The 20,806-nt window shown below is 75.9% G+C and carries 15 protein-coding genes; 8 read left to right on the top strand and 7 right to left on the bottom strand.

Annotation, left to right across the window (positions count from 1 at the left end; all coding sequences use genetic code 11):
* Nucleotides 1-108: 108 nt before the first annotated feature.
* Nucleotides 109-753 (bottom strand): MBL fold metallo-hydrolase, encoded by a 645-nt coding sequence (locus ACRYR7_RS16345; RefSeq protein WP_432573167.1) that lies wholly within the window; start codon nt 751-753, stop codon nt 109-111.
* A 178-nt stretch (nt 754-931) separates the two neighbouring features.
* Here ACRYR7_RS16345 and ACRYR7_RS16340 point away from each other — a divergent pair, with 178 nt between their 5' ends.
* Genes ACRYR7_RS16340 through allB form a run of 4 tightly spaced genes read left to right on the top strand, consistent with a single transcriptional unit; the run spans nt 932 to nt 5,358 of the window.
* A complete protein-coding gene (locus ACRYR7_RS16340; protein WP_432573166.1) occupies nt 932-2,440 on the top strand; it encodes an NCS1 family nucleobase:cation symporter-1 in 1,509 nt (502 codons plus the stop codon).
* Complete coding sequence (locus ACRYR7_RS16335; protein ID WP_432573165.1) at nt 2,437-3,237, top strand: aspartate/glutamate racemase family protein; 801 nt, start codon at nt 2,437-2,439, stop codon at nt 3,235-3,237. Before ACRYR7_RS16340 ends, ACRYR7_RS16335 begins: the two co-directional genes overlap by 4 nt.
* A gap of 10 nt (nt 3,238-3,247) precedes the next feature.
* Nucleotides 3,248-3,955, top strand: a complete 708-nt coding sequence (locus tag ACRYR7_RS16330) for a GntR family transcriptional regulator (RefSeq protein WP_432573164.1) — start codon at nt 3,248-3,250, stop codon at nt 3,953-3,955.
* A 2-nt stretch (nt 3,956-3,957) separates the two neighbouring features.
* Nucleotides 3,958-5,358 carry an allantoinase AllB gene (gene allB, locus ACRYR7_RS16325; protein WP_432573168.1) on the top strand — a complete coding sequence of 467 codons (1,401 nt, stop codon included), beginning with the start codon at nt 3,958-3,960 and terminating at the stop codon, nt 5,356-5,358.
* Nucleotides 5,359-5,420: 62 nt separating this feature from the next.
* Here allB and ACRYR7_RS16320 read toward each other — a convergent pair whose 3' ends face one another.
* The 5 genes from ACRYR7_RS16320 to ACRYR7_RS16300 all read right to left on the bottom strand — a co-directional run bounded on the left by ACRYR7_RS16320 (nt 5,421) and on the right by ACRYR7_RS16300 (nt 12,221).
* On the bottom strand, nt 5,421-5,738 hold the full coding sequence (locus tag ACRYR7_RS16320) for a hypothetical protein (RefSeq protein WP_432573163.1): 318 nt from the start codon (nt 5,736-5,738) through the stop codon (nt 5,421-5,423).
* 116 nt (nt 5,739-5,854) lie between these two features.
* Nucleotides 5,855-8,083, bottom strand: a complete 2,229-nt coding sequence (locus tag ACRYR7_RS16315) for a SpoIIE family protein phosphatase (protein WP_432573162.1) — start codon at nt 8,081-8,083, stop codon at nt 5,855-5,857.
* Nucleotides 8,084-8,092: 9 nt separating this feature from the next.
* Nucleotides 8,093-9,133, bottom strand: a complete 1,041-nt coding sequence (locus ACRYR7_RS16310) for a LacI family DNA-binding transcriptional regulator (RefSeq protein WP_432573161.1) — start codon at nt 9,131-9,133, stop codon at nt 8,093-8,095.
* A 46-nt stretch (nt 9,134-9,179) separates the two neighbouring features.
* Complete coding sequence (locus ACRYR7_RS16305; protein WP_432573160.1) at nt 9,180-10,391, bottom strand: endo-1,4-beta-xylanase; 1,212 nt, start codon at nt 10,389-10,391, stop codon at nt 9,180-9,182.
* Between the two features lie 192 nt (nt 10,392-10,583).
* Entirely contained in the window at nt 10,584-12,221 is a 1,638-nt protein-coding gene (locus tag ACRYR7_RS16300) for a PucR family transcriptional regulator (protein ID WP_432573159.1), read from the bottom strand.
* A gap of 133 nt (nt 12,222-12,354) precedes the next feature.
* Between ACRYR7_RS16300 and ACRYR7_RS16295 the strand changes: the two genes are divergently transcribed.
* Nucleotides 12,355-13,761, top strand: a complete 1,407-nt coding sequence (locus ACRYR7_RS16295) for an aspartate aminotransferase family protein (protein ID WP_432573158.1) — start codon at nt 12,355-12,357, stop codon at nt 13,759-13,761.
* A 57-nt stretch (nt 13,762-13,818) separates the two neighbouring features.
* Here ACRYR7_RS16295 and ACRYR7_RS16290 read toward each other — a convergent pair whose 3' ends face one another.
* Complete coding sequence (locus ACRYR7_RS16290; protein ID WP_432573157.1) at nt 13,819-16,692, bottom strand: beta-glucosidase family protein; 2,874 nt, start codon at nt 16,690-16,692, stop codon at nt 13,819-13,821.
* A gap of 310 nt (nt 16,693-17,002) precedes the next feature.
* Between ACRYR7_RS16290 and ACRYR7_RS16285 the strand changes: the two genes are divergently transcribed.
* From ACRYR7_RS16285 to ACRYR7_RS16275, 3 genes are read left to right on the top strand one after another with little or no spacing between them, the layout of a single operon-like run.
* Nucleotides 17,003-18,694, top strand: coding sequence for an extracellular solute-binding protein (locus tag ACRYR7_RS16285; RefSeq protein ID WP_432573156.1), 1,692 nt, complete (start codon nt 17,003-17,005; stop codon nt 18,692-18,694).
* A 2-nt stretch (nt 18,695-18,696) separates the two neighbouring features.
* Nucleotides 18,697-19,692, top strand: coding sequence for an ABC transporter permease (locus tag ACRYR7_RS16280; RefSeq protein ID WP_432573155.1), 996 nt, complete (start codon nt 18,697-18,699; stop codon nt 19,690-19,692).
* Nucleotides 19,689-20,651: a carbohydrate ABC transporter permease gene (locus ACRYR7_RS16275; protein ID WP_432573154.1), complete on the top strand. Its 963-nt coding sequence runs from the start codon at nt 19,689-19,691 to the stop codon at nt 20,649-20,651. Before ACRYR7_RS16280 ends, ACRYR7_RS16275 begins: the two co-directional genes overlap by 4 nt.
* Nucleotides 20,652-20,806 lie beyond the last annotated feature (155 nt).

Genomic DNA, 20,806 nt, shown 5'->3' with positions numbered 1-20,806 from the left:
CCTTCCCCCGCGGTGATCGAGGAAGTGGCAACTTCCTTGATCACCGCGGGAGGGGGGCTCCGGTGCCGGCCCGGGGGTTCGAGGAGGCGCGGGGGAGGGGCGGGCGGGTCAGAAGTCGGTGGGCGCGCCGTGCTCGAGCGGGCGCAGCTCCAGGCCGCCGAGGTTCGCGGCCTGGCCGGAGTACAGGCCCAGGCCGATCGGCGAGAGCAGCGCGTCGTGGATGGCGAAGCCGGTGCCCGCGCGCACGGCGCGCACGAAGTCGATCATCTCCTTGCTCGCGGCCCACGGGGCGCTCAGCGGCAGCGCGAGCACGTCCACGCCGGCCGGCGCCACGGCGTAGGTGTCGCCCGGGTGGAAGAGCGTCGGCTCGCCCTCGGCGCGCAGCAGCAGCCCGACGTTGCCCACGCGCGGGACGTCGGCGTGGATGACGGCGTGCTCGCCGCCGACGGCCTCCACCGTCAGGTCCCCGACCGTCAGGGAGGAGCCGGCGTGCAGCGCGGCGGCGTCGATGCCCGCCCCGCGCAGCGCGGCGGCCGTCTCCGGCTCGGCGTGCAGCGCGGCGCCGTCGTCGGACTCCAGCAGCTGCGGCAGCTTCTCGACGTCGACGTGGTCGGGGTGCTGGTGGGTGACCAGGACGGCGTCCAGGTCGCCCAGCTCCTCCCAGCCGCGGCTGAAGACGCCGGGGTCCAGCAGGACGCGGGCGCGGGCGGTCTCGACGAGCAGGCAGCTGTGCCCGTAGCGGGTGATGCGCATGGGCCCATGGTGGACCCCGGGCCCGCCGGGCGCGGCCCGGGGCGCGCTCCGGCGGTGACGCGGATATATCCGCGGGGTTACGTGGTGGAAACCTGGCGTCCCTAGCGTGGTGCGCACCGCGACCGCTGCGCTCCCGCGCCGGACGCGGCCCCCTCGGACCGCACCCGCTGGAGCAGCCATGACAGACGTGACACGTGCCGCGGTCGACGCCCCGGCGGTCACCGGGCACCACCTCGCCGGCGACGGCGTCGTCAAGGCCGGGTACCACCCGCGCCTGACGAACCCCGACCTCGCCCCGCTGCGCGAGCAGCGCTGGGGGTCGTACAACTTCTTCGCGTTCTGGATGTCCGACGTGCACAGCGTCGGCGGCTACGTCACCGCCGGCAGCCTGTTCGCGCTGGGCCTGGCGGCCTGGCAGGTGCTCGTCGCCCTCGTGGTGGGCATCGTCATCGTGTACTTCCTGTGCAACCTCGTCGCCCGGCCCAGCCAGGCGACGGGGGTGCCGTACCCGGTGGCCGCGCGCACCGCGTTCGGCGTGCTGGGCGCGAACGTGCCCGCCGTGATCCGCGGCGTGATCGCGGTCGCCTGGTACGGCATCCAGACGTACCTGGCCTCCAACGCCCTGGTGCTGCTGGCGCTGAAGCTGTCGCCGTCGTGGGCGCCGTACGCCGACGTCGACCAGCACGGGTTCCTGGGGCTGAGCACGATCGGCTGGGCCGCCTACGGGACGATGTGGGTGCTGCAGGCGCTGGTGTTCTGGCGCGGCATGGAGGCCATCCGCAGGTTCATCGACTTCTGCGGCCCGGCCGTGTACGTCGTCATGTTCGCCCTGGCCGGCTACCTCGTGGCGAAGGCCGGGTTCTCGAACGTCTCGCTGAACCTGGGGACCGTGGAGCACACCGGCCTGGCCGCCGTCGGCGTCATGGTCAGCGCGATCGCCCTGGTGGTCTCGTACTTCTCCGGCCCGATGCTCAACTACGGCGACTTCGCCCGCTACGGGCGCAGCATGGCCGCGGTGAAGAAGGGCAACTTCCTGGGCCTGCCGGTGAACTTCCTGGTGTTCGCGGTGCTGTGCGTGGTGACCGCCTCGGCCACCGTCCCGGTGTACGGCGAGCTCATCACCGACCCGGTGGAGACCGTCTACCGCATCGACAGCGTCACCGCCGCCGTCATCGGCTGCCTGACGTTCATCATCGCCACCATCGGCATCAACATCGTGGCGAACTTCGTCTCCCCGGCGTTCGACTTCTCCCACGTGGCGCCGCAGCGCATCAGCTGGCGCGCGGGCGGGATGATCGCCGCGGTCGGCTCCGTGCTCATCACCCCGTGGAACCTGTACAACTCGCCCGAGACGATCCACTACACGCTGGACACCCTGGGCGCGTTCATCGGCCCGCTGTACGGCGTCCTCATCGCCGACCACTACCTGGTGAAGAAGCGCGTGGTCGTCGTCGACGACCTCTACACGATGGACCCGCGGGGCACGTACCACTACGTCAAGGGCTGGAACCCGGTGGCGGTGGGCACCACCGCGGCCGGCGCGGTCGTGGCGATGGCCGTGGTGTTCGCCGGCAGCAGCACCGCCGCCTCGTTCAGCTGGTTCATCGGCGCCGGCGTGGCGTTCCTGGGCTACCTGGCGCTGCGCAACTCCATCCCCCAGCCCGCTCCGCAGCCGGAGCGCCGGTGAGCGCGGAGGGCCCCACGCTCCTCGTGGTGAACGTCAACACCACGGCGTCCGTCACCGAGGTGATCCGGCGCAGCGCCCTCGCGGCCGCTGCGCCGGGCACCGCGGTGGTCGCCCTGACCCCGCGGTTCGGCCCGGCGTCGGTGGAGTCCAACGTGGAGAGCCACCTGTCCGCCGTGGGCGTGCTCGACGCGGTGCTCACCCACGAGGGGCGCTACGACGCCGTCGTGCACGCCGGTTTCGGCGAGGTCGGCCGCGAGGCGCTGCAGGACGTGCTCGACGTCCCGGTCGTCGACATCACCGAGGCCGCCGCGCACACCGCCTGCCTGCTCGGGCGCACCTACGGGGTGGTCACCTCCCTGGACCGCACCGCCCCCGCCATCCGCGACCGGCTGCTGCTGGCGGGGCTGGAGCGGCGCTGCTCGGGCGTGCGCAGCGTGGACCTGCCGGTGCTGGAGCTGGAGGCCGACCCGGAGGTCACCGCCAAGGCGTTCGTCGCGCAGGCCCTGCGGTGCGTGGAGGAGGACGGCGCGGAGGTCGTCGTCCTCGGCTGCGCGGGCATGGCCGGGCTGCACGGGGCCGTGCGCGACGCCCTGCCGGTGCCGGTCGTGGACGGCGTGGCGGCCGCGGTGCGCCTGGCGGAGTCCCTGGTGGCCCTGGGCCTGGGCACCTCGAAGGTGCGCAGCTACGCTGCGCCGCGGGCCAAGGAGGTGCGGGGGTGGCCGTGGCCGGCCCCCGCGGCGCGCGACGCGGGAGGTCGGTCGGGTGGGGCGGTACCCGGCGCCGGTGGGCGCCCCTAGCGCGCGTCCCGTGCTGGACGCGATCCGCCGCGACATCGTCGAGGGCGTCGTGCCGCCGGGGTCGGTGCTGGAGGTCGACGTCCTGGCCGCCGAGCACGACGTCAGCCGCATCCCGGTGCGCGAGGCCCTCATGACGCTCGTGGGCGAGGGGCTGGTGGAGCACCGCCTGCGGCGCGGGTACACGGTGACGCTGCTGGCCGACGGCGAGCTGGCCGAGCTGTACTCCGTGCGCGGCGCCCTGGAGCTGGCGGCGCTGGCCGTGGCGGTGCGGCACGTCGCCGACGAGGACGTCGCGGCCGCGGCGCTGGCCCACGAGGCGCTGCAGCGGGCCGTGCGCGACGGCGACGAGCGCGAGTACCACCGCGCCTCGCGCGCCTTCCACGCGGCGCTGACGCGCCCGTCGGGGATGCCGCGCCTGCTGGCGGTGTTCGACCGCGTCTGGGACCTCACCGACCCCTACCGGCCCATGGAGGACCTCGGCGCGCAGGAGGCGGCGCGCCTGCACGCCGAGCACGGCGCGATGCTGGCCGCGTTCGCCGCCGGCGACGCCGCCGCGCTGCTGGCCGAGGCCGCCGCGCACCAGGAGAACCTCTCCGCCCGCGTGCGGGGCAGGGAGTTCGCCCCGCCGGCGCCGCCGGCGCCGCTGCGGCGGGCGAGGCGCAGGACCGGCGCGGGCGCGGACGGCGCCGGCGCGACGACGAGCGAGGAGGACGCGTGAGCGTGGACGGCGCAGAGGGTCCGGCGGGTTCCGCGGGTTCCGCGGGTTGGGCGGCCGGCCCGGTGGACCTGGTGGTGCGGGCGGCGCGGGCCGTCGTCGACGGCGCCGAGCGGCCCGTCTCCCTCGGCGTGCGCGCCGGGCGCATCACCGGCCTGGCCACGCGCGGCGCCGCCTGGGACGCCGCGCGCGAACTCGTCCTCGCCGACGACGAGGTGCTGCTGCCCGGCCTGGTGGACACCCACGTCCACGTCAACGAGCCCGGCCGCACCGAGTGGGAGGGTTTCGCCTCAGCCACCCGCGCCGCCGCCGCCGGCGGCGTCACCACGATCGTCGACATGCCGCTGAACAGCGTCCCCGCCACGCTCGACCCCGCGGCCCTGGAGGTCAAGCGGGCCGCTGCGGCCGGGCAGTGCGCCGTCGACGTGGGGTTCTGGGGCGGGGCCGTGCCCGGCAACGCCGACGCGCTGGTGCCGCTGCTGCGGGCCGGGGCGTTCGGCGCCAAGTGCTTCCTGCTGGACTCCGGGGTGCCGGAGTTCCCGCCGCTGGACCCCGCCGGCCTGGAGGAGGCCATGACGCGCCTGGCCGCCGCCGACGGCCTGCTCCTCGTGCACGCCGAGGACGCCGAGGGCATCGCCGCCGCCACCGGGCCCGGCGGGCCCGTGTTCGCCGACTTCGTCGCCTCGCGCCCGCCCTCGGCCGAGGCCGCCGCGGTGCGCGCCGTCGCGCGGGCCGCGCTGCGCACCGGTGCGCGCGCCCACGTCGTGCACCTGTCCTCCGCGGTGGGCCTGGCCGAGGTCGCCGCCGCCCGGGCCGCCGGCGCGCGCCTGACCGCCGAGACGTGCCCGCACTACCTCGCGCTGGACGCCGCCCACGTGCCCGACGGGGCCACCCCGTTCAAGTGCTGCCCCCCGATCCGCGACCGCGCCGAGCAGGACGCGCTGTGGGCGGGCCTGCTCGACGGCACCATCGACTGCGTCGTCTCCGACCACTCCCCGTGCACCGCGGACCTCAAGCGCCTGGACACCGGCGACTTCGGCGCCGCCTGGGGCGGCATCGCCTCCGTGCAGATCGGCCTGCCGGTGGTGTGGACCGCCGCGCGCGAGCGGGGGGTGCCGCTGGCGCAGGTGGTGTCGTGGATGTCCCGCGCGACCGCGGACCTGGTCGGCCTGGCCGACCGCGGCCGCCTGGCCCCCGGCCGCGTCGCCGACCTCGCGGTCTTCGCCCCCGAGCAGGCGTGGACGGTGCGCGCCACGGACCTGCTGCACCGCAACGCCGTCACCCCCTACGACGGCCGCGCCCTGACCGGCGCCGTGCGCTCCACGTGGCGGCGCGGCGAGCGCGTCGACCTCGCCGGCGCCCCGCGCGGGGAGCTGCTGCGGGCTCCGGTGCGCGCGGTGGTGTGAACCGGGGTCCCCGGGGGTTCCCGGGGACCCCGTCGTGGTGGGGGCGGGGCGGAGGGCGCCCCTCAGCGCCCGGTCGGCTCCTCCGCGACGGCGAGGCCGCGGGTGAGGTCGATGACGCGGCGCGGCGGGGGCGGGGCGTCGAGGAAGAGGACCTCGACGGGCTCGGCGGTGCCCTCGCGCCGGTGCGGCGCGTCGGGGGGTCGGTGGTAGGTGCGCACGCCGGCCGCCACCTCCAGGACGCCGGCGGCGGCGCAGACCGCGGCGGTGGGCAGGCCGGTGGCGGCGGCGACCTCCTCGGCGCGCAGCGCGCCGCGGTGGGTCCGGTACCAGGTGCGCAGGTGCTCCAGGACGGCTCGCTCTTCGGTGCTCAGGTCGGGCACGGGGAACCTCCAGCGTGGCGCGGGGTCGTACGCGGGTCGCGGGGACGTGTCCTGGGGGAGTACCCCGGGGACGCGCCGGCCGAACCCCTCCGGGCCCGGCGGCTCCGGGGCGGCCCTCAGGCGCCCTCCTCCACGGCCAGCTCGGCCCACACGGTCTTGCCGTCGCCGGCGACGGAGACGCCCCACTCGTCGGCGACGGCCTCGACGATGCCGAGGCCGCGCCCGCCGAGGGCGTCGGGGCCGGCGTGGCGCTCCAGGGGGTGGCGGGTGGAGCGGTCGTGCACGTTGACCGTCAGCCGCCGGGCGCCGCGGTCGTAGCGCAGCAGGACGCCGCCGGGGGCGTCGGTGTGCACCAGGGCGTTGGTGACGAGCTCGCTGAGCACGAGCTCGGCCTCGTCGAGGAGCACCTCGGCCCCCCAGGCGCTCAGGGCGGTGCGCAGGAACGCGCGGGCCTGGGCGACGGCGCGCACGTCGCCGGGCAGGGGCAGCGCCGCCTCCTCGAGCTGGGCGCTGGGGCCGCGGTACTCCAGGACGAGCATGGCGGCGTCGTCGTCGAGGCGGTGCGGGATGTTCGCGGTGATGCGGTCGGCGAGCTGCTCGCAGCTGATGTCGGGCTCGTCGGTGGTGGTGCGCCACACGGTGCGCCGCAGCGCCTCCCCGCCGCCCTCGAGCTGGTCGGCGCGCGACTCGACCACGCCGTCGGTGTAGAGCACGACGCGGCTGCGCCCGCGCAAGCGGTGCGTGGAGGCGGGGAAGGCGGCCGAGGGGTCCACGCCCAGGGGCGGGCCGGGTTCGGCGGTGAGCTCGCGCAGGCCGCGCTCGTCGGCGGCCAGGGGGGCGGGGTGCCCGGCGGTGGCGACGGTGACGGTGCCCGAGCCCTGGTCCAGGCGCACCAGGCAGCAGGTGGCGAACAGCTCCTCGGTCTGGTCGGCGAGCAGCCGGTTGGTGCGCTCCAGGGCGGCCGCGGGGCCGTGGCCCTCGGTGAGGTAGGCGCGCACGGCGGTGCGCAGCTGCCCCATGAGCCCGGCGGCGGTGGTGTTGTGGCCCTGCACGTCGCCGATGACGAACACGACGCCGTCGTCGAGGGCGACGGCGTCGTACCAGTCGCCGCCGACCTCGGCGCCCACGACGGCGGGCTGGTAGCGCACGGCGACGTCGACGCGCTCCAGGGCGGGCAGCCGCCGCGGCAGCAGGCCGCGCTGCAGCGTGCGGGCGAGCTCGGTGAGGGCGCTGACGGACTGGGCGAGGTTCTCGCGGGCGGCGCGCTCGGCGTCCAGGAGCTGGGCGCGCTCGAGGGCGAGGGCGACCTGGGCGGCGACGCTGACGAACAGCTCGACGTCGTCCTCGCCGGGGCCGACGGTGTCGCGGTTGACGACGAGGGCGCCCAGGGCGGTGCCGGCGCGGTCCACCAGCGGCACGGCGATGGTGGACAGCGTCGGCCACGGCAGCACCACGGCGGGGTCGCCGAGGGGTTCGGCGACCGCGTCGCGCACCACGACGGGGCGGCCGGTGCGCACGGCGCGGGCGACGCACTCGTCGCCGGCGGGGTCGAGGGTGCGCAGGGTCGCGGCCAGCTCGGGCGGCGCGGGCGGGTGGCCGTGCCCGACGAGCACGTCGCGGGAGCGGTCGGCGAGGTAGAGGGCGGCGGAGGTGCAGCCGGCGGTCTCGGCGACGGCGCGCGGGACGCAGGCGGTGATGTCGGCGGTGGTGGCGCTGGTGGACAGCAGCGCGGTGATGGACTGCAGCAGCGCGGTGCGCACGGCGGCGGCCTCGGCGGCGGCGCCGCGCTCCTCGGCGAGCTGGCGGGCGGCGAGCTGGGCGCCGAGCAGCAGGGCGTTGTCGACGGCGATGGCGGCCCCGCGGGCGGCGGACAGGGCGACGGCCTCGGCCTCCTCGTCGAAGCGGCCGGGCTCGCCGTGGCCGAAGAGCAGGGCGCCCAGGACGCGGCCGCCGGTGGAGGTGACGGGCACGGCGAGGTAGCTGCGCACGGGCACGTGGCCCTGGGGCATCCCGCGGGTGCTGCCGCGCCCGAAGCGCTCGTCGGTGAGGACGTCGTCGATGCGCACGGGGGCGCCGCCCTCGAAGGTGGGGGCGAACAGGGGGGTGTTGCGCACCGGGGCGGTGGTGGGGAAGGCGCCGGCGGCGGCGCCGGCGACGGTGAGCAGGTCCAGGCGGTCGCCGTGCTCGTCGCGGTCGTGGTAGAAGAACGCCCCGAACTGGGCGCCGGTGACGTCGGTGGCCGCCACGGTGGCGTCGTGCAGGATCGCGCGCAGGTCCTGGCCGTGGCGCAGCGACAGGGTCGTCACCTCGAGCAGCGTCTGGTGCTCGCGTCGTCGGTCCAGCACACTGAGAGCTTACTTGTGGTGACTGAGAGTGGTGGACCGTGGCGGGGCGGTGGAGTCGCGCACCACGAGGGTCGTCGCCAGCTCCACGCGCGGGTGCGGCACCTCCCGGCCGTCGGCCAGCTCCAGCAGGGTGCGCGCCGCGGTGCCGCCCATCTCCGCCAGCGGCTGGCGCACCGTCGTCAGCGGCGGCGAGGCCCAGGTGGCCAGCTCCAGGTCGTCGAAGCCGACGACGCTGAGGTCCTCGGGCACCCGCAGCCCGTGCCGGCGCACCGCCTCGTACACGCCCAGCGCCATCTGGTCGCTGGCGGCGAAGACCGCGGTCGGCGGGTCGGCCAGGTCCAGCAGCTCCTGCGCGGCCCGCAGCCCCGACGCCTGCCGGAAGTCGCCCTCGCGCACCAGCCCCGGGTCCAGCACCAGCCCGGCGGCCTCCAGCCCGGCCCGGTGCCCGTCCAGGCGCGCGCGGCTGCACAGCAACCGGGAGGGGCCGCCGACGTGCGCGACCCGCCGGTGCCCGAGCTGCACCAGGTGCGCCGCGGCGGCCATCCCGCCGGCCCAGTTCGTCGCGCCCACGCTCGGGGCGTCCAGCGGCGGCTGCCCGGCCGGGTCCACCACGACCAGCGGCACCGAGCTCTCCCGCAGCGCCGGGCCGAGGTCCTCCTGCAGCTGCGAGGTCACCAGCAGCACGCCGTCGCTGGCGCGCCGGTGCAGGTTCTGCAGCCACGCCTCGGCGGAGTCGGTGCGCCCGTGCACGGCGGAGACGACCGTGCCGGCGCCGGCGGCGTGCGCGACGTCCTCGACGCCGCGGATGATCTCCACGGCCCACGGGGAGTCCAGGTCGTCGAAGACGAGGTCGATCAGGAAGGCGCGCGAGCGCCGCGGCGCGCGCTGCACCCGGTAGCCGTGGTGGCGCAGCAGCGCCTCCACCTTCTCCCGCGTGGCCGCGGACACGTCGTCGCGGCCGTTGACGACGCGGGAGACGGTGGGCACCGAGACGCCCGCTTCGCGGGCGATCTCGGTGATCGTCACCTGACGGGTGTTCGGGGCGGGCACGAGGCGAACGGTAGTCGCAGCGGGCCCGCCCCGGGTGTCGCCCCGGTCAGCGGTGGCGGCGCGCGTCCCGCAGGCTGTCCTGCAGGGCGTGGTAGGCGGGCTTGCGCTCGTAGTCCTCGGTCATGACGGTGGCCGAGCCCTGGTTCGGGAAGAACACCGGCACCCAGGAGTACTTGTCGGTGAAGCCCCAGATGGTGAACGAGTTGCAGGTCCTCACGCCCAGGCAGGCGTCCAGCGCCCGCTGGTAGTAGTCGGCCTGCTGGGCCTGCTGCGCGGCCGTCGGCTCGTCCTCGCCCTCCTCCAGGGTGATGCGGACGTCCAGCTCGGTGATCGCGGTCTCCAGGCCGAGGTCGGCGAAGCGCTGCAGGTTCGCCTGCAGGTCGCCGGGGAAGCCGTAGTCCGTGCTCAGGTGGCTCTGCGGGGCGAAGCCGTCGACCGGCACGCCCTGGGCCTTGAGGTCCTGGATGAGCTCGTAGTAGGCGTTGCTCTTGGGGTTGATGCTCTCCACGCCGTAGTCGTTGAAGAACAGCTTCGCCTTCGGGTCCGCCTCGTGCGCCCAGCGGAACGCCTTGGCGATGACGTCCTCGCCCAGGCGCCGGATCCAGAGGTTCTCCTCGGTGCGCAGGGTGCCGTCCTCGAGGAAGATCTCGTTGGCGACGTCCCACTGCTGGATCTGGCCCGCGTAGCGGCCGACGACCTTCTGGATGTGCTCCTTGAGGATGCCCTCCAGCTCCGCGTCGCTCAGGGTGGGCTCGGCATCGATGAGCCACTGCGGGTTCTGGCTGTGCCACAGGAGGGTGTGCCCGCGCACGACCTGGCGGTTCTCCTTGGCGTAGCGGACGATCGCGTCGGCCGGGTAGAAGTTGTAGAAGTCCCGGCTGGGGTGGATGTACTCCCACTTCATCTGGTTCTCGGCCGACAGCGAGCTGAACTCGCGGGCCATGACCTGGCGGTACTCCACGTCGTACGCGAACGGGTCCGCGTAGTCCTGCTCCTCGTGGTGCCCGCCGCCGGCGACGGCGGTGCCGATGCGGAAGCCCCGCGGCGCGGCCGAGCGCAGGGTGTCGCGGTCGTGGCGGTCGCCGCGGTCGTGGCGCGCGCGCTCGGTGGCGGCGCGGTCGGTGCCGGCGCGGTCGGCGGTCGGCGCCTGCGCGGCGGCGGGGGCGACGACGGCGGCCAGGCTCAGGGGCACGACCGCGAGCGCGGTGGCGACCCGGGCGGCGCGGACGGTGGTGCGGGGGCTGCGTGCACGACGCATGCGTGTCTCCTCGGCTTCATCGCCAGGTTCCGGAAGAGTTCCGGTATCGGTGAGCCGGACTCTAGGCAGCCGCACAGGGACCGTCAAGCAGAACCCGGGGCACCGGGCGTGAAGCGGGCGTGAACCGACCGTGACCGCGCGGGTGCGCCGATCCGGCCCCCCGCGGCGCTGCTCGGCGCTGCTCGGCACGGCTCAGCCTTCCTCCGCGCGCCTCGGCCCGCCCCCGGACCCGCCCCCGGACCCGCCGTCCGCGCCGCCCAGCTCGCGCGCCAGCAGCGCCAGGTGCAGGGCCAGGCGCTCCTCCGGGTCGTCCAGGTCCCGGCCCAGGCGCTCGCGCAGCCGCTCCACCCGCCCGTACGCGGCCGGCCGGCTCAGCCCCAGCCGCGCCGCCAGCCGCGTCATCGACCCGCCGGCCTCCAGGTGCCCGCGCAGCAGCTCCAGCTGCCGCCCACCGTCCGGGGCGCCCAGCAGCGGCGCCAGCTGCGCCTCCACCCACGAGTGCAGCCGCGGGTCCTCGCGCAGCCGCCACAGCAGCCCGCGCGCGCCCAGGTCGGCGGCGCGGTGCACCGCGCCGGGGCGCCGGTGCGGCAGCGAGGCCGCCACCTCCGCGACGTGGGCGGCCTCCACCAGCCCCTCGCCGGCCGCGGCGAGCGTGCCGGCCACCGGCGCGGCGCCCAGGGTCAGCGCCCCGGGCCCGCCCGGCGCGCCCTCGGCCAGCGCCCGGCCCAGCCGCGCCGGCGCGTCGCCGGCCAGGGCGGCGGCCGGCGCGCTCACCAGCACCCCCACCACGCGCGGGCGCAGCACCCCCGCCAGGCCCGCCAGCGCGGCGCCGCGCAGCGCGCGCGGCGCGGTGGCCACGACCTCCTCCTCCGCCCCCTCGGGCACGTGCACCGCCAGGGGCGCGAACGCCCCGCGCAGCACCAGCCCGAGCGCGCGGGCCCGGGCGCGCAGCTCCGCCTCGTCGCCGCGCCGGCCGCGCAGCAGGTCGCGCAGCAGGTCGTCGTGCGCCCGGCGCGCCACCGCCGGGCCCCGCGCCGCGCCGCCGGCGGCCGCGCCCTCGAGCAGCCGCACCACCGTGAGGGTCTCCGCGGCGCGCTCCAGCACCAGCGCGCACCGCTCGCCCTCCCGGCCGGGCGCGGGCAGCACCAGCCGGCCCCAGCGCCGCCCCACCGGGCCGACGGGCGCGCTCAGCCAGCCCTCCGGCCCGCCGCCGCCGGCCGCCGGGGCCGCCCGCGAGCGCGCCGTCCAGTCCAGCAGCACCTGCGCGGCGCCCCCGCCGGCGAACGCCACCGCGCGGTGGCCCAGGTCCTCCAGCACCACGACCCGGCCGGTCAGGGCGGCCGCGCGCTGCACGACCTCCTCCAGCCCCGCCCCGCCGGCGCCCATGGGGGCGAACTCGCGGTGCACGCGCTCGGAGAAGCGCAGCCGCTCGTGCTGCTCGTCGAGGATGCGCGCGTGCACCTGCTCGGTGACCTCGACGAAGCGCACGCTGGCGTGCAGCTCCACCAGCGGGAAGCCCGCCGCGGCCGCGGCGCGCACCAGCTCGCGCGGCAGGGCGCGCACGTGCTGGCCCAGCTCGACCACCAGGCCCACCGCGCCCGCGCCGGTGAGCGTGGCCAGGTAGCGCCGGGCGTCGAAGCGGGCGTCCAGCAGCCCCATCCCCGTGGACAGCAGCAGCTCCCCGCCGCCCAGGGTGCCGGCCACCTCGAACTGCTCGCTGACGTGCACCCAGCGCACCGGCGCCGCCAGGCCCGCCCCGCCCACCAGCACCCGCGGCGCGCCCGCGGCCAGCACGGGCAGCGCGAGGACGTCGGCGACGGTCGGCTCCACGCCCGGAGGGTAGCCGCGCGGCCGACGCGGCGTCGGCGCCGCGGCCGGTGCGCCGACGTTCCGTCGCTTGGCCCGCGGGCCGCGGGCGAGCACGCTGGGGGTGTCCGGGCAGCCGAGGGAGAGGGGACCGGTCGTGACCGTCACCGAGCAGGCCGCGAGCGCGCCGGGGGCCGAGCCCGGCGGGCTGGACGCCGCCGCGCGCGACCACCTGTGGATGCACTTCTCGCGCATGGGCGCCTACCGGGACCGCCCCGCCCCCGTGATCGTCAAGGGCGAGGGCGCGCACCTGTGGGACTCCACCGGCCGCCGGGTCCTGGACGGGCTGTCGGGGCTGTTCGTGGTGCAGGTCGGGCACGGGCGCGCCGAGCTCGCCGAGGTCATGGCCAAGCAGGCCGAGCAGCTGGCCTACTTCCCGGTGTGGGGCTACGCCACCGAGCCGGCGGTCCGCCTCGCCGAGCGCCTGGCCTCCTGCGCACCGGGCGAGCTGAACCGGGTGTTCTTCACCACCGGCGGCGGCGAGGCCGTCGAGAGCGCCTGGAAGCTGGCCAAGCAGTTCTTCAAGCTCACCGGCAAGCCGATGAAGCACAAGGTCATCTCCCGCGCGACCGCCTACCACGGCACGCCGCAGGGGGCGCTGGCCATCACCGGCCTGCCGGCGATGAAGCAGGCGTTCGAGCCGCTGACCCCCGGCGGTTTCCGCGTCCCCAACACGAACGTCTACCGCGCCGAGCGGATGGGCGCGCCCACCGACCCGGTGGAGTTCGGCCGCTGGGCCGCCGACCGCATCGAGGAGGCCATCCTCTTCGAGGGCCCCGAGACGGTGGCGGCCGTCGTGCTGGAACCGGTGCAGAACTCCGGCGGCTGCTTCACCCCGCCGCCGGGGTACTTCCAGCGCGTGCGCGAGATCTGCGACCGCCACGACGTGCTGCTGGTCTCCGACGAGGTGATCTGCGCCTTCGGCCGGCACGGCACGATGTTCGCCTGCGAGAAGTTCGGCTACCAGCCCGACATCATCACCTGCGCCAAGGGCATGAGCTCCGGCTACGGGCCCATCGGCGCGATGATCGCCACCGACCGCCTCATGGAGCCGTTCCTGGAGGGGAAGAACTTCTTCCCCCACGGGTACACCTTCGCCGGGCACCCGGTCTCCGCGGCGGTGTCGCTGGCCAACCTCGACATCTTCGAGCGCGAGGGCCTGAACCAGCGCGTGCTGGACAACGAGCAGGCGCTGGGGGACACCCTGCGCAAGCTGCTCGACCTGGACATCGTCGGCGACGTGCGCGGCGACGGGTACTTCTGGGCGATCGAGCTGGTCAAGGACAAGGCCACGAAGGAGACGTTCGGGCCCGCCGAGCGCGAGACGCTCATCAAGCAGTTCCTGCCCTCGCAGCTGTTCGCCAACGGCCTGTACGCCCGGCCCGACGACCGCGGCGAGCCCGTCGTGCAGGTCGCGCCCGCGCTGACCTGCGGGCAGGCGGAGTTCGACGAGATGGAGGACGTGCTGCGCCGGACGCTGGTCGAGGCCAGCCGGCTGGTGTGAGCGGCGGACCGGTGGTCGTGGACGAGGGGGTCCACGACCACCGGCCGGCCGCGGCGCTCAGGCGCCGGGCGAGCGCACCAGCTCCAGCTCGTCCAGCAGCGCCCCCGCCGGCAGCTCCACGCGCAGGTCGCAGCGCCCGGCCGCCGGCAGGTGCAGCGGCACGTCCACCTCGCCCCAGGCGCCGGCCGGCAGCACTGCGCGGCCCGCGGGCAGCCACGCCCCCGAGGCCCCCCGCACCCGCACCGCGAGCTCCTGCCCGCCGCGCGCACCGCGCGCGCAGCAGCGCAGCGCGGCCACCCCGGCCGCGACGCAGCCGGTGAACTCCAGCCACCCGCCCGAGCCGGGCAGGGCGGCGCGCACCGCGGTGCGCCCGGTGGTCCCCGGGCCCTCGCGCGGCACCAGCTCCACGCCCTCGCAGGCGTCGAACGCGCCGGCGCGCACCGGTTCGCGCGGCGCGGGCGCCTCCCCGGCGACCTCCAGGGCCAGCTCGGCGCGCACGTCCTCCGCGGAGGAGCCCACCAGCAGGTGGTAGGTGCCCGGCAGCACGGCGGTCACCCCGCGCGCCACGTCCCGCACGGCCAGCCGCTCCACCGGCACGCGCAGCTCCACGCTCGCGCGGGCGCCGGGCTCCACCCGCACCCGCCGGTGCGCCACCAGGCGCCGGCGCGGGAACGGCACCGCCAGGTGCGGGGCGGTGGCGTACACCTGCACCAGCTCGGCGACGGCGCGCTCGGGGTCGCCCTCCAGCTCCACGCGCACCAGCACCTCCTGCCCGGACCCGTCGGCGGCGGCGGTGGTGGCGGTGGCGGTGGCGGTGGACGAGCGCACCGCGCCGTAGGTCACCGCGCCGTAGCCCAGGCCGTGGCCGAGGGGGAACTGCACGCCGCGCTCGGCCCAGGCGTACCCGGAGCGGGCGGTGAGGGCGTCGTAGTCGAGCAGGCCCGGCAGGTCGGCGTCGTCGCGGAACCACGTCTGCGGCAGCCGGCCGGAGGGTTCCACCTCGCCCAGCAGCACGTCGGCCAGGCCCTCGCCGAGCTGCTGCCCGGCGTGCGAGGACCACACCACCGCGCCGAGCTCGTCGAGCAGGCCGCCCAGGGCGTACGGGTAGGAGGAGACCAGCACGAGCACCGCGTGCGGCGCCACCTCCCGCACGGCGCGCACGAGCTCGGCGCTCGCGTGCGGCAGCGCCAGCGTGGCGCGGTCCTCGGTCTCGCGGCCGGCCACGTGCGGCTCGTTGCCGGTCACGACCAGGACGTGGTCGGCGCCGGCGGCGGCCTCCACGGCGGCGGCGGTCCCGGCGCGGTGGGTGCGCAGCACGAACCGCGCGGCCCCCGAGAGCTCGGCGGCCTCGGGCACCAGCGCGCCCGTGGTGGGGTCGACCGCGACCCAGCGGCCGGTGCCCACGTGCAGCAGCGCGCAGGTGCCGCCCTCGGCGTGCACGCGGAACGTCTCCTGCACGACCCAGCCGCCGACCCGCTCGGCGGTGGCGGTCAGCGCGCCGTCCCCGCGGGTGACCAGCCGGCCGCTGACGGCGTGCCGCAGCGTCACCACGCCGTCGGCCGGCTCGGCGAGGTCGAAGCGCGCGTCCTCGTCCGCGGTGCCCGCCGCGGCCAGCAGGGCGCCGTCGGCGGCGACGGTGACGAAGCGGTCGGAGGCGGTGTGGCGCAGGCTGACGCGGTCGCTGCCGTCGGCGGTGCGCACCGCGTCCCCGCCCAGGCGCGCGCGCAGCGCGGCGACCAGGGAGGTGCTCGCGGTGGGCGTGCCGCTGTACCAGTCGGTGAGCACCGCGTCGGCCAGCGGCCCGACGACCGCGACGGTCCCGGTGCGCGGCAGCGGCAGCAGGCCGCCGCGGTTGCGCAGCAGCACCGCGCCGGCCGCGACCGCCTCGCGGGCCAGGGCCACGTGCTCGGGGCGGCCGACGTCCTCGGCGCGCACGTCCGCGTACGCCGGCTCCTCCCCGTCCGGGGCAGCGCCCGGCTCGTCCAGCTCGCCGGTGCGCACGCGCAGCGTCAGCAGGCGCCGGGCGGCGGCGTCGACGTCGTCCCAGGTGGCCAGGCCCCGCTCCAGCGCCGAGCCCAGCGCCCGCAGCGTGGGGCCGGGGTCGTCGCCGTCGTCGGTGAAGCAGTCCACGCCCGCGCGCAGGGCGGCGGCGTCGGCGGCGGCCAGGTCCGGCGCCCAGCGCTCGGCGCGCACGAGGTTGCCCGGCGCGCCGGCGTCGGTGACGACTGCCAGGCCGTCGGGGTCGTCCACCCAGGCGCGCAGGTGCTCGCGCACCAGGGGGCTGACGTGGGCGGGCACCCCGTCGACGAGGTTGTACGAGAGCATCGCCGCCCCGGCGACGCCGGCCTCGACCGGGCCGCGGAACGCCGGCAGCTCGTGCTCGTGCAGGACGCGCTCGCGCAGCTGCGAGGAGGACGTCGCCCGCCAGGACTCGTTGCCGTAGGCGAGGAAGTGCTTGAGGGTGGGAACGGTCTGCCACACGCGGGGGTGGTCCCCGCGCAGGCCGGCGCAGTAGCCGGTGGCCAGCTCGGCGGTCAGGTGCGGGTCCTCGCTGAACCCCTCCTCGTTGCGCCCCCACAGCGGGTGGCGCAGCGGGTTCACCACCGGCGACCACACGTTGAGGCTGACCGTCGGGTCGGCCAGCCGCTTGGCGCGCACCTCCCGGCCCACGGCGCGGCCCACCCGGCGCAGCAGCTCGGCGTCCCAGCTCGCGGCCAGGCCCACCGGCTGCGGGAACACCGTCGCCGCGCCCAGCCAGGCCACGCCGTGCGCGGCCTCGGTGCCGGTGCGGAAGGCGGCCAGCCCCAGCCGGGGCACCGCCGGGGCGTGCTGGTGCAGCAGCGCCAGCCGCTCGGCGGAGGTGAGGCGGTCCAGCAGGTCGTCCACGCGCTCGCGCACCGGCAGGCGGGGGTTGCGGAACGGCAGGGTCATCGTCGGTCCCTTCGCGTCGAAGCGCTTGCACGCTAGCCGCTCGGACGGGCGACCACCAGCACCGCCCGGGTTTCCGGGGGCGTTCCGGGACCCGCCGGGCGCCCACGGGCGATCCGCCCGGGTTCCGGGCGGATCCGCGGGCGCTCCCGGCCCGCGGTCGCGGACTCGCCCGGACTCCTTGTCAACGGGCGGTGACCGACGTACGGTGGCCATCGATCGAAGCGCTTCGACCGGCAACGAGGCCACCGTCGCGAGGACGCGGCACCGCGCCCGCGCTGATCGACGTCCGACATGAAGGAGTGTGGACACGATGGAGCAGCACCCCCGACCGGCCGCCGCGCCGGACCGCGAGCACCGCGGTGGCCCGGCCCGGCGCTCCCTGCTGGGCACCGCCGTCGCCGGCGCCGCGCTGGCCGCGCTGCCCGGCGGGCTGGCGGCGTGCACCTCGCGCGAGGCCGGGGCCCAGCAGGACGACGGGCCCATGACCGAGGCGGACTTCGCCGCGATCATGCCGACCTACCAGCCGCTGACCCTGGCCGAGCCGGACATCCCCGGCGTCGACGGCTCCACCCCCGGTTACACCACGATGCCGGCCTTGCTCGTCAAGGCCGTCGAGGGCGTGCCCGGCAAGGGCGGCACCTACACCGTCATGAGCCCGGCGTGGTGGACCACCCCGCCCGGCGCGGAGGACAACGCCTACTTCCAGGCCGTCAACGAGGCGCTGGGCGCGACGCTGGACTTCCAGATCGCCGACGGCAACACGTACGCCGACAAGCTCCAGGCGGTCCTCGCCTCGCCCAAGGACGTGCCGGACTGGGTCGTCATCCCCAGCTGGAACATCCCCCCGCGCTTCCAGCAGGGCGTCTCCGCGCTGTTCACCGACCTCACCGACTTCATCGCCGGCGACGAGGTGCTCAAGTACCCCAACCTGGCGAACATCCCCACCGACGCGTGGAAGTACTGCACCTTCAACGGGCGCATCTACGGCCTGCCCTACCCCGGTGAGCTGGTCGGCAACGCGCTGTTCTACCGCCGCGACGTCTTCGGCCAGCTCGGCCTGGCCGCGCCCACCAGCGCGGACGAGCTGCTGCAGGTGGCCAAGGACGCCACCGACCCGGCCGCCCGCCGCTGGGGCTGCGAGGACATCTGGGACGGTGCGCAGCTGCTCTTCGGCTGCACCGACTGGACGGTGCAGGACGGCAACCTCGTCAGCCGGTTCGAGAGCCCGCAGTACCGCCAGGCCATCGAGTTCATGCGCGAGCTCTTCGCCTCCGGCGCCGTGCACCCCGACGCCGTGGCCGGCAACACCCAGCAGGCCAAGGACCGCTTCGAGGCCGGGCAGACCGTCATCTCCGCCGACGGCCTCGGCGGCTGGCACGAGGCCCTGACCCGGGTCCTGCCCTCCAACCCGTCGTACGACCAGCAGCCGATGGACTGGTTCGCCCCCGACGGCGGCGCGCCGACCCTGTACAAGGGCGCGCCGGTCAACATCTTCAGCTTCATCAAGAAGACCGACGACACCGCGGCGGTCGAGGAGATGCTCGCGATCGCGGACTACATCGCCTCCCCGTTCGGCTCGGAGGAGTTCCAGCTCGTCAACTACGGCGTCGAGGGCGTGACCTTCGAGCGCGACGCCGCCGGGGCGCCGGCTCTCAACGAGCGCGGCGGCACCGAGGTCACCTCCACCTACGGCTTCCTCGTCAGCCCGCCCATCGTCAACGCCAAGGTGCAGTTCCCGCAGTACGTGCGCGACTTCTGCGACTGGATGGCGCGGCAGGCCCCGCACGTGGTCGAGCCGGTCTTCTACGGCCAGCAGATCCAGGACCCCAGCCAGTTCAGCTCCCTGGGCAAGCCGTTCGAGGACCTGGCCAAGGACATCATCCGCGGGCGCAGCGACGTCTCCGAGCTGGACGCCGCGGTGAAGAACTGGCGCAGCAGCGGAGGCGACGAGCTGCGCGCCTACCGCGAGAAGTTCCTCACCGGCGACGAGGCGGCGAGCTGACCGTGGCCTCCGGCACCCGGGTGGAGCGCCCGGGCGAGCGGGCCGAGCAAGCCCGCCCGCCCCGGGTGCGCCGCACGCCCAAGACGCGCACGGGGCACCTGGCGCGGCTGCGACGCGACCGCAGCCTGCTGCTCATGTGCCTGCCGATGGTGGCGCTGCTGCTGGTGTTCGCGTACGTCCCCATCGCCGGCAACGTCATCGCCTGGCAGGACTACTCGCCGTTCACCGGCATCCGCGCCAGCCCGTTCGTCGGCTGGTACAACTTCGAGCGCGTCTTCACCGACCCCGCGTTCTGGTCGGCGGTGCGCAACACCCTCGTCATCACGCTGTTCCAGCTCGTCTTCTTCTTCCCGGTCCCCATCGCGCTGGCGCTGCTGCTCAACAGCGTGCTCAGCTCCCGGGTGCGCGTGACCGTGCAGTCGATCGTCTACCTGCCGCACTTCTTCTCCTGGGTGCTGGTGGTGTCGATCTTCCAGCAGATCCTCGGCGGCGCCGGGCTGCTGAACCGGCTGCTGGAGGCCGCCGGGTTCTCCGGCGTCGAGATCGTCACCAACCCCGACACGTTCCTCTTCCTCATCACCTCCCAGGCGGTGTGGAAGGACGCCGGGTGGGGGATCATCGTGTTCCTCGCGGCGCTGGCGGCGGTGGACCCCTCGCTGTACGAGGCCGCGGCCATGGACGGCGCCAACCGCTGGCGGCGCATGTGGCACATCACGCTGCCGGCGCTCAAGCCCGTCATCGTGCTGCTGCTCATCCTGCGCCTGGGCGACGCGCTCACCGTCGGCTTCGAGCAGCTCATCCTGCAGCGCGACGCGGTCGGGCAGGGCGTGGCCGAGGTCCTGGACACGTTCGTCTACTACCGCGGCGTGCGCAACGGCGACTGGAGCTACGCGGCGGCCGCCGGTCTGGTCAAGGGCGTGGTCAGCCTGGTCCTGGTGCTGGCCGCCAACAAGGTCGCGCACGTGTTCGGCGAGCAGGGGGTGTACTCCAAGCGATGAGCGTCACGAACCAGAACGCCCCGGAGGACGTCAACGGCCTCGGGCCGGTCCCGCAGGAGCGGCTGCGCGCGCGCAGCTCGGCCCGGCCCGTGTGGGACGAGGAGCCCAGCGCGGCGGGCAAGGGCCTCAAGGGCCTGGCGCTGGTGCTGATCTGCGCAGCCGTGCTCGTGCCGCTGTACACGGTGCTGCTGACCAGCCTGTCCACGCAGGCCACGATCACGAGGGCCGGCGGCCTGGTGCTGGTGCCCGGCGAGCTGACGCTGGAGGCGTACCGGCAGGTCCTCAGCGGCGGCGTGGTCACCCGCGCGGTGCTGGTGAGCGTGGGCATCACCACCGTCGGCACCGCCGTGAGCATGGTGGTCTCGGTGCTGGGCGCCTACGGGCTCTCCCGCCCGGGCTCCTACGGGCACCGGGTGGTCCTGTTCACCCTGCTCATCACCATGTTCTTCGGGGCCGGGATGATCCCGACCTACCTGCTGGTGAGCAACCTGGGCCTGATCGACAGCTACTGGTCGCTGATCCTGCCCACGGCCGTCTCGGCGTTCAACGTCCTGCTGCTGCGCGGCTTCTTCACCGGGATCGACGCCTCCCTCATCGACTCCGCCCGCATCGACGGCGCCGGCGACTGGCGGATCCTGGTGCAGATCGTGCTGCCGATGTCCAAGGCCGTCACCGCCGTCATCGCGCTGTTCTACGCGGTGGGGTACTGGAACTCCTTCTTCCAGGCGACCCTGTACATCAACGACGCGACCAAGCAGCCGCTGCAGGTGGTCCTGCGCTCCTTCGTGCTGCAGGGGGTGGACGTGCCCGGCGCCGTCGACGTCGGCTCCGGGCAGGTCGCCAGCCTGGCGGTGCAGATGGCCGTGGCCGTCATCGCCATCGTGCCGGTGCTGCTGGTCTACCCCTTCGTGCAGAAGCACTTCAGCTCCGGCGTCATGATCGGCGCCGTCAAGGGCTGAGCGCCCGGCCGCGCCGGCTGCTCAGGCGATCGCGCGACGGGCCCCCCCGGCCCCGCCGCCCGGGGCCCCCCCCCCCCCCCCCCGCGGGGGGGGGGGGGCCCCCGGGCCCCCATCCCCCCGCCCAGCCCCCCGCCCCCCCCCTCGCCGGGACCCCC

The organism is Kineococcus gurbantunggutensis, from assembly GCF_050871925.1.
Taxonomy (GTDB): domain Bacteria; phylum Actinomycetota; class Actinomycetes; order Actinomycetales; family Kineococcaceae; genus Kineococcus.
This window is presented reverse-complemented; position numbering and strand designations above follow the sequence as displayed.

Excerpts from the sequence above, each read along its gene's own strand:
- ACRYR7_RS16345 (WP_432573167.1), bottom strand. The coding sequence starts at position 753 with ATGCGCATCACCCGCTACGGGCACAGCTGCCTGCTCGTCGAGACCGCC.
- ACRYR7_RS16340 (WP_432573166.1), top strand. The coding sequence starts at position 932 with ATGACAGACGTGACACGTGCCGCGGTCGACGCCCCGGCGGTCACCGGG.
- ACRYR7_RS16305 (WP_432573160.1), bottom strand. The coding sequence starts at position 10,391 with ATGCGTCGTGCACGCAGCCCCCGCACCACCGTCCGCGCCGCCCGGGTC.
- ACRYR7_RS16290 (WP_432573157.1), bottom strand. The coding sequence starts at position 16,692 with ATGACCCTGCCGTTCCGCAACCCCCGCCTGCCGGTGCGCGAGCGCGTG.
- ACRYR7_RS16285 (WP_432573156.1), top strand. The coding sequence starts at position 17,003 with ATGGAGCAGCACCCCCGACCGGCCGCCGCGCCGGACCGCGAGCACCGC.
- ACRYR7_RS16275 (WP_432573154.1), top strand. The coding sequence starts at position 19,689 with ATGAGCGTCACGAACCAGAACGCCCCGGAGGACGTCAACGGCCTCGGG.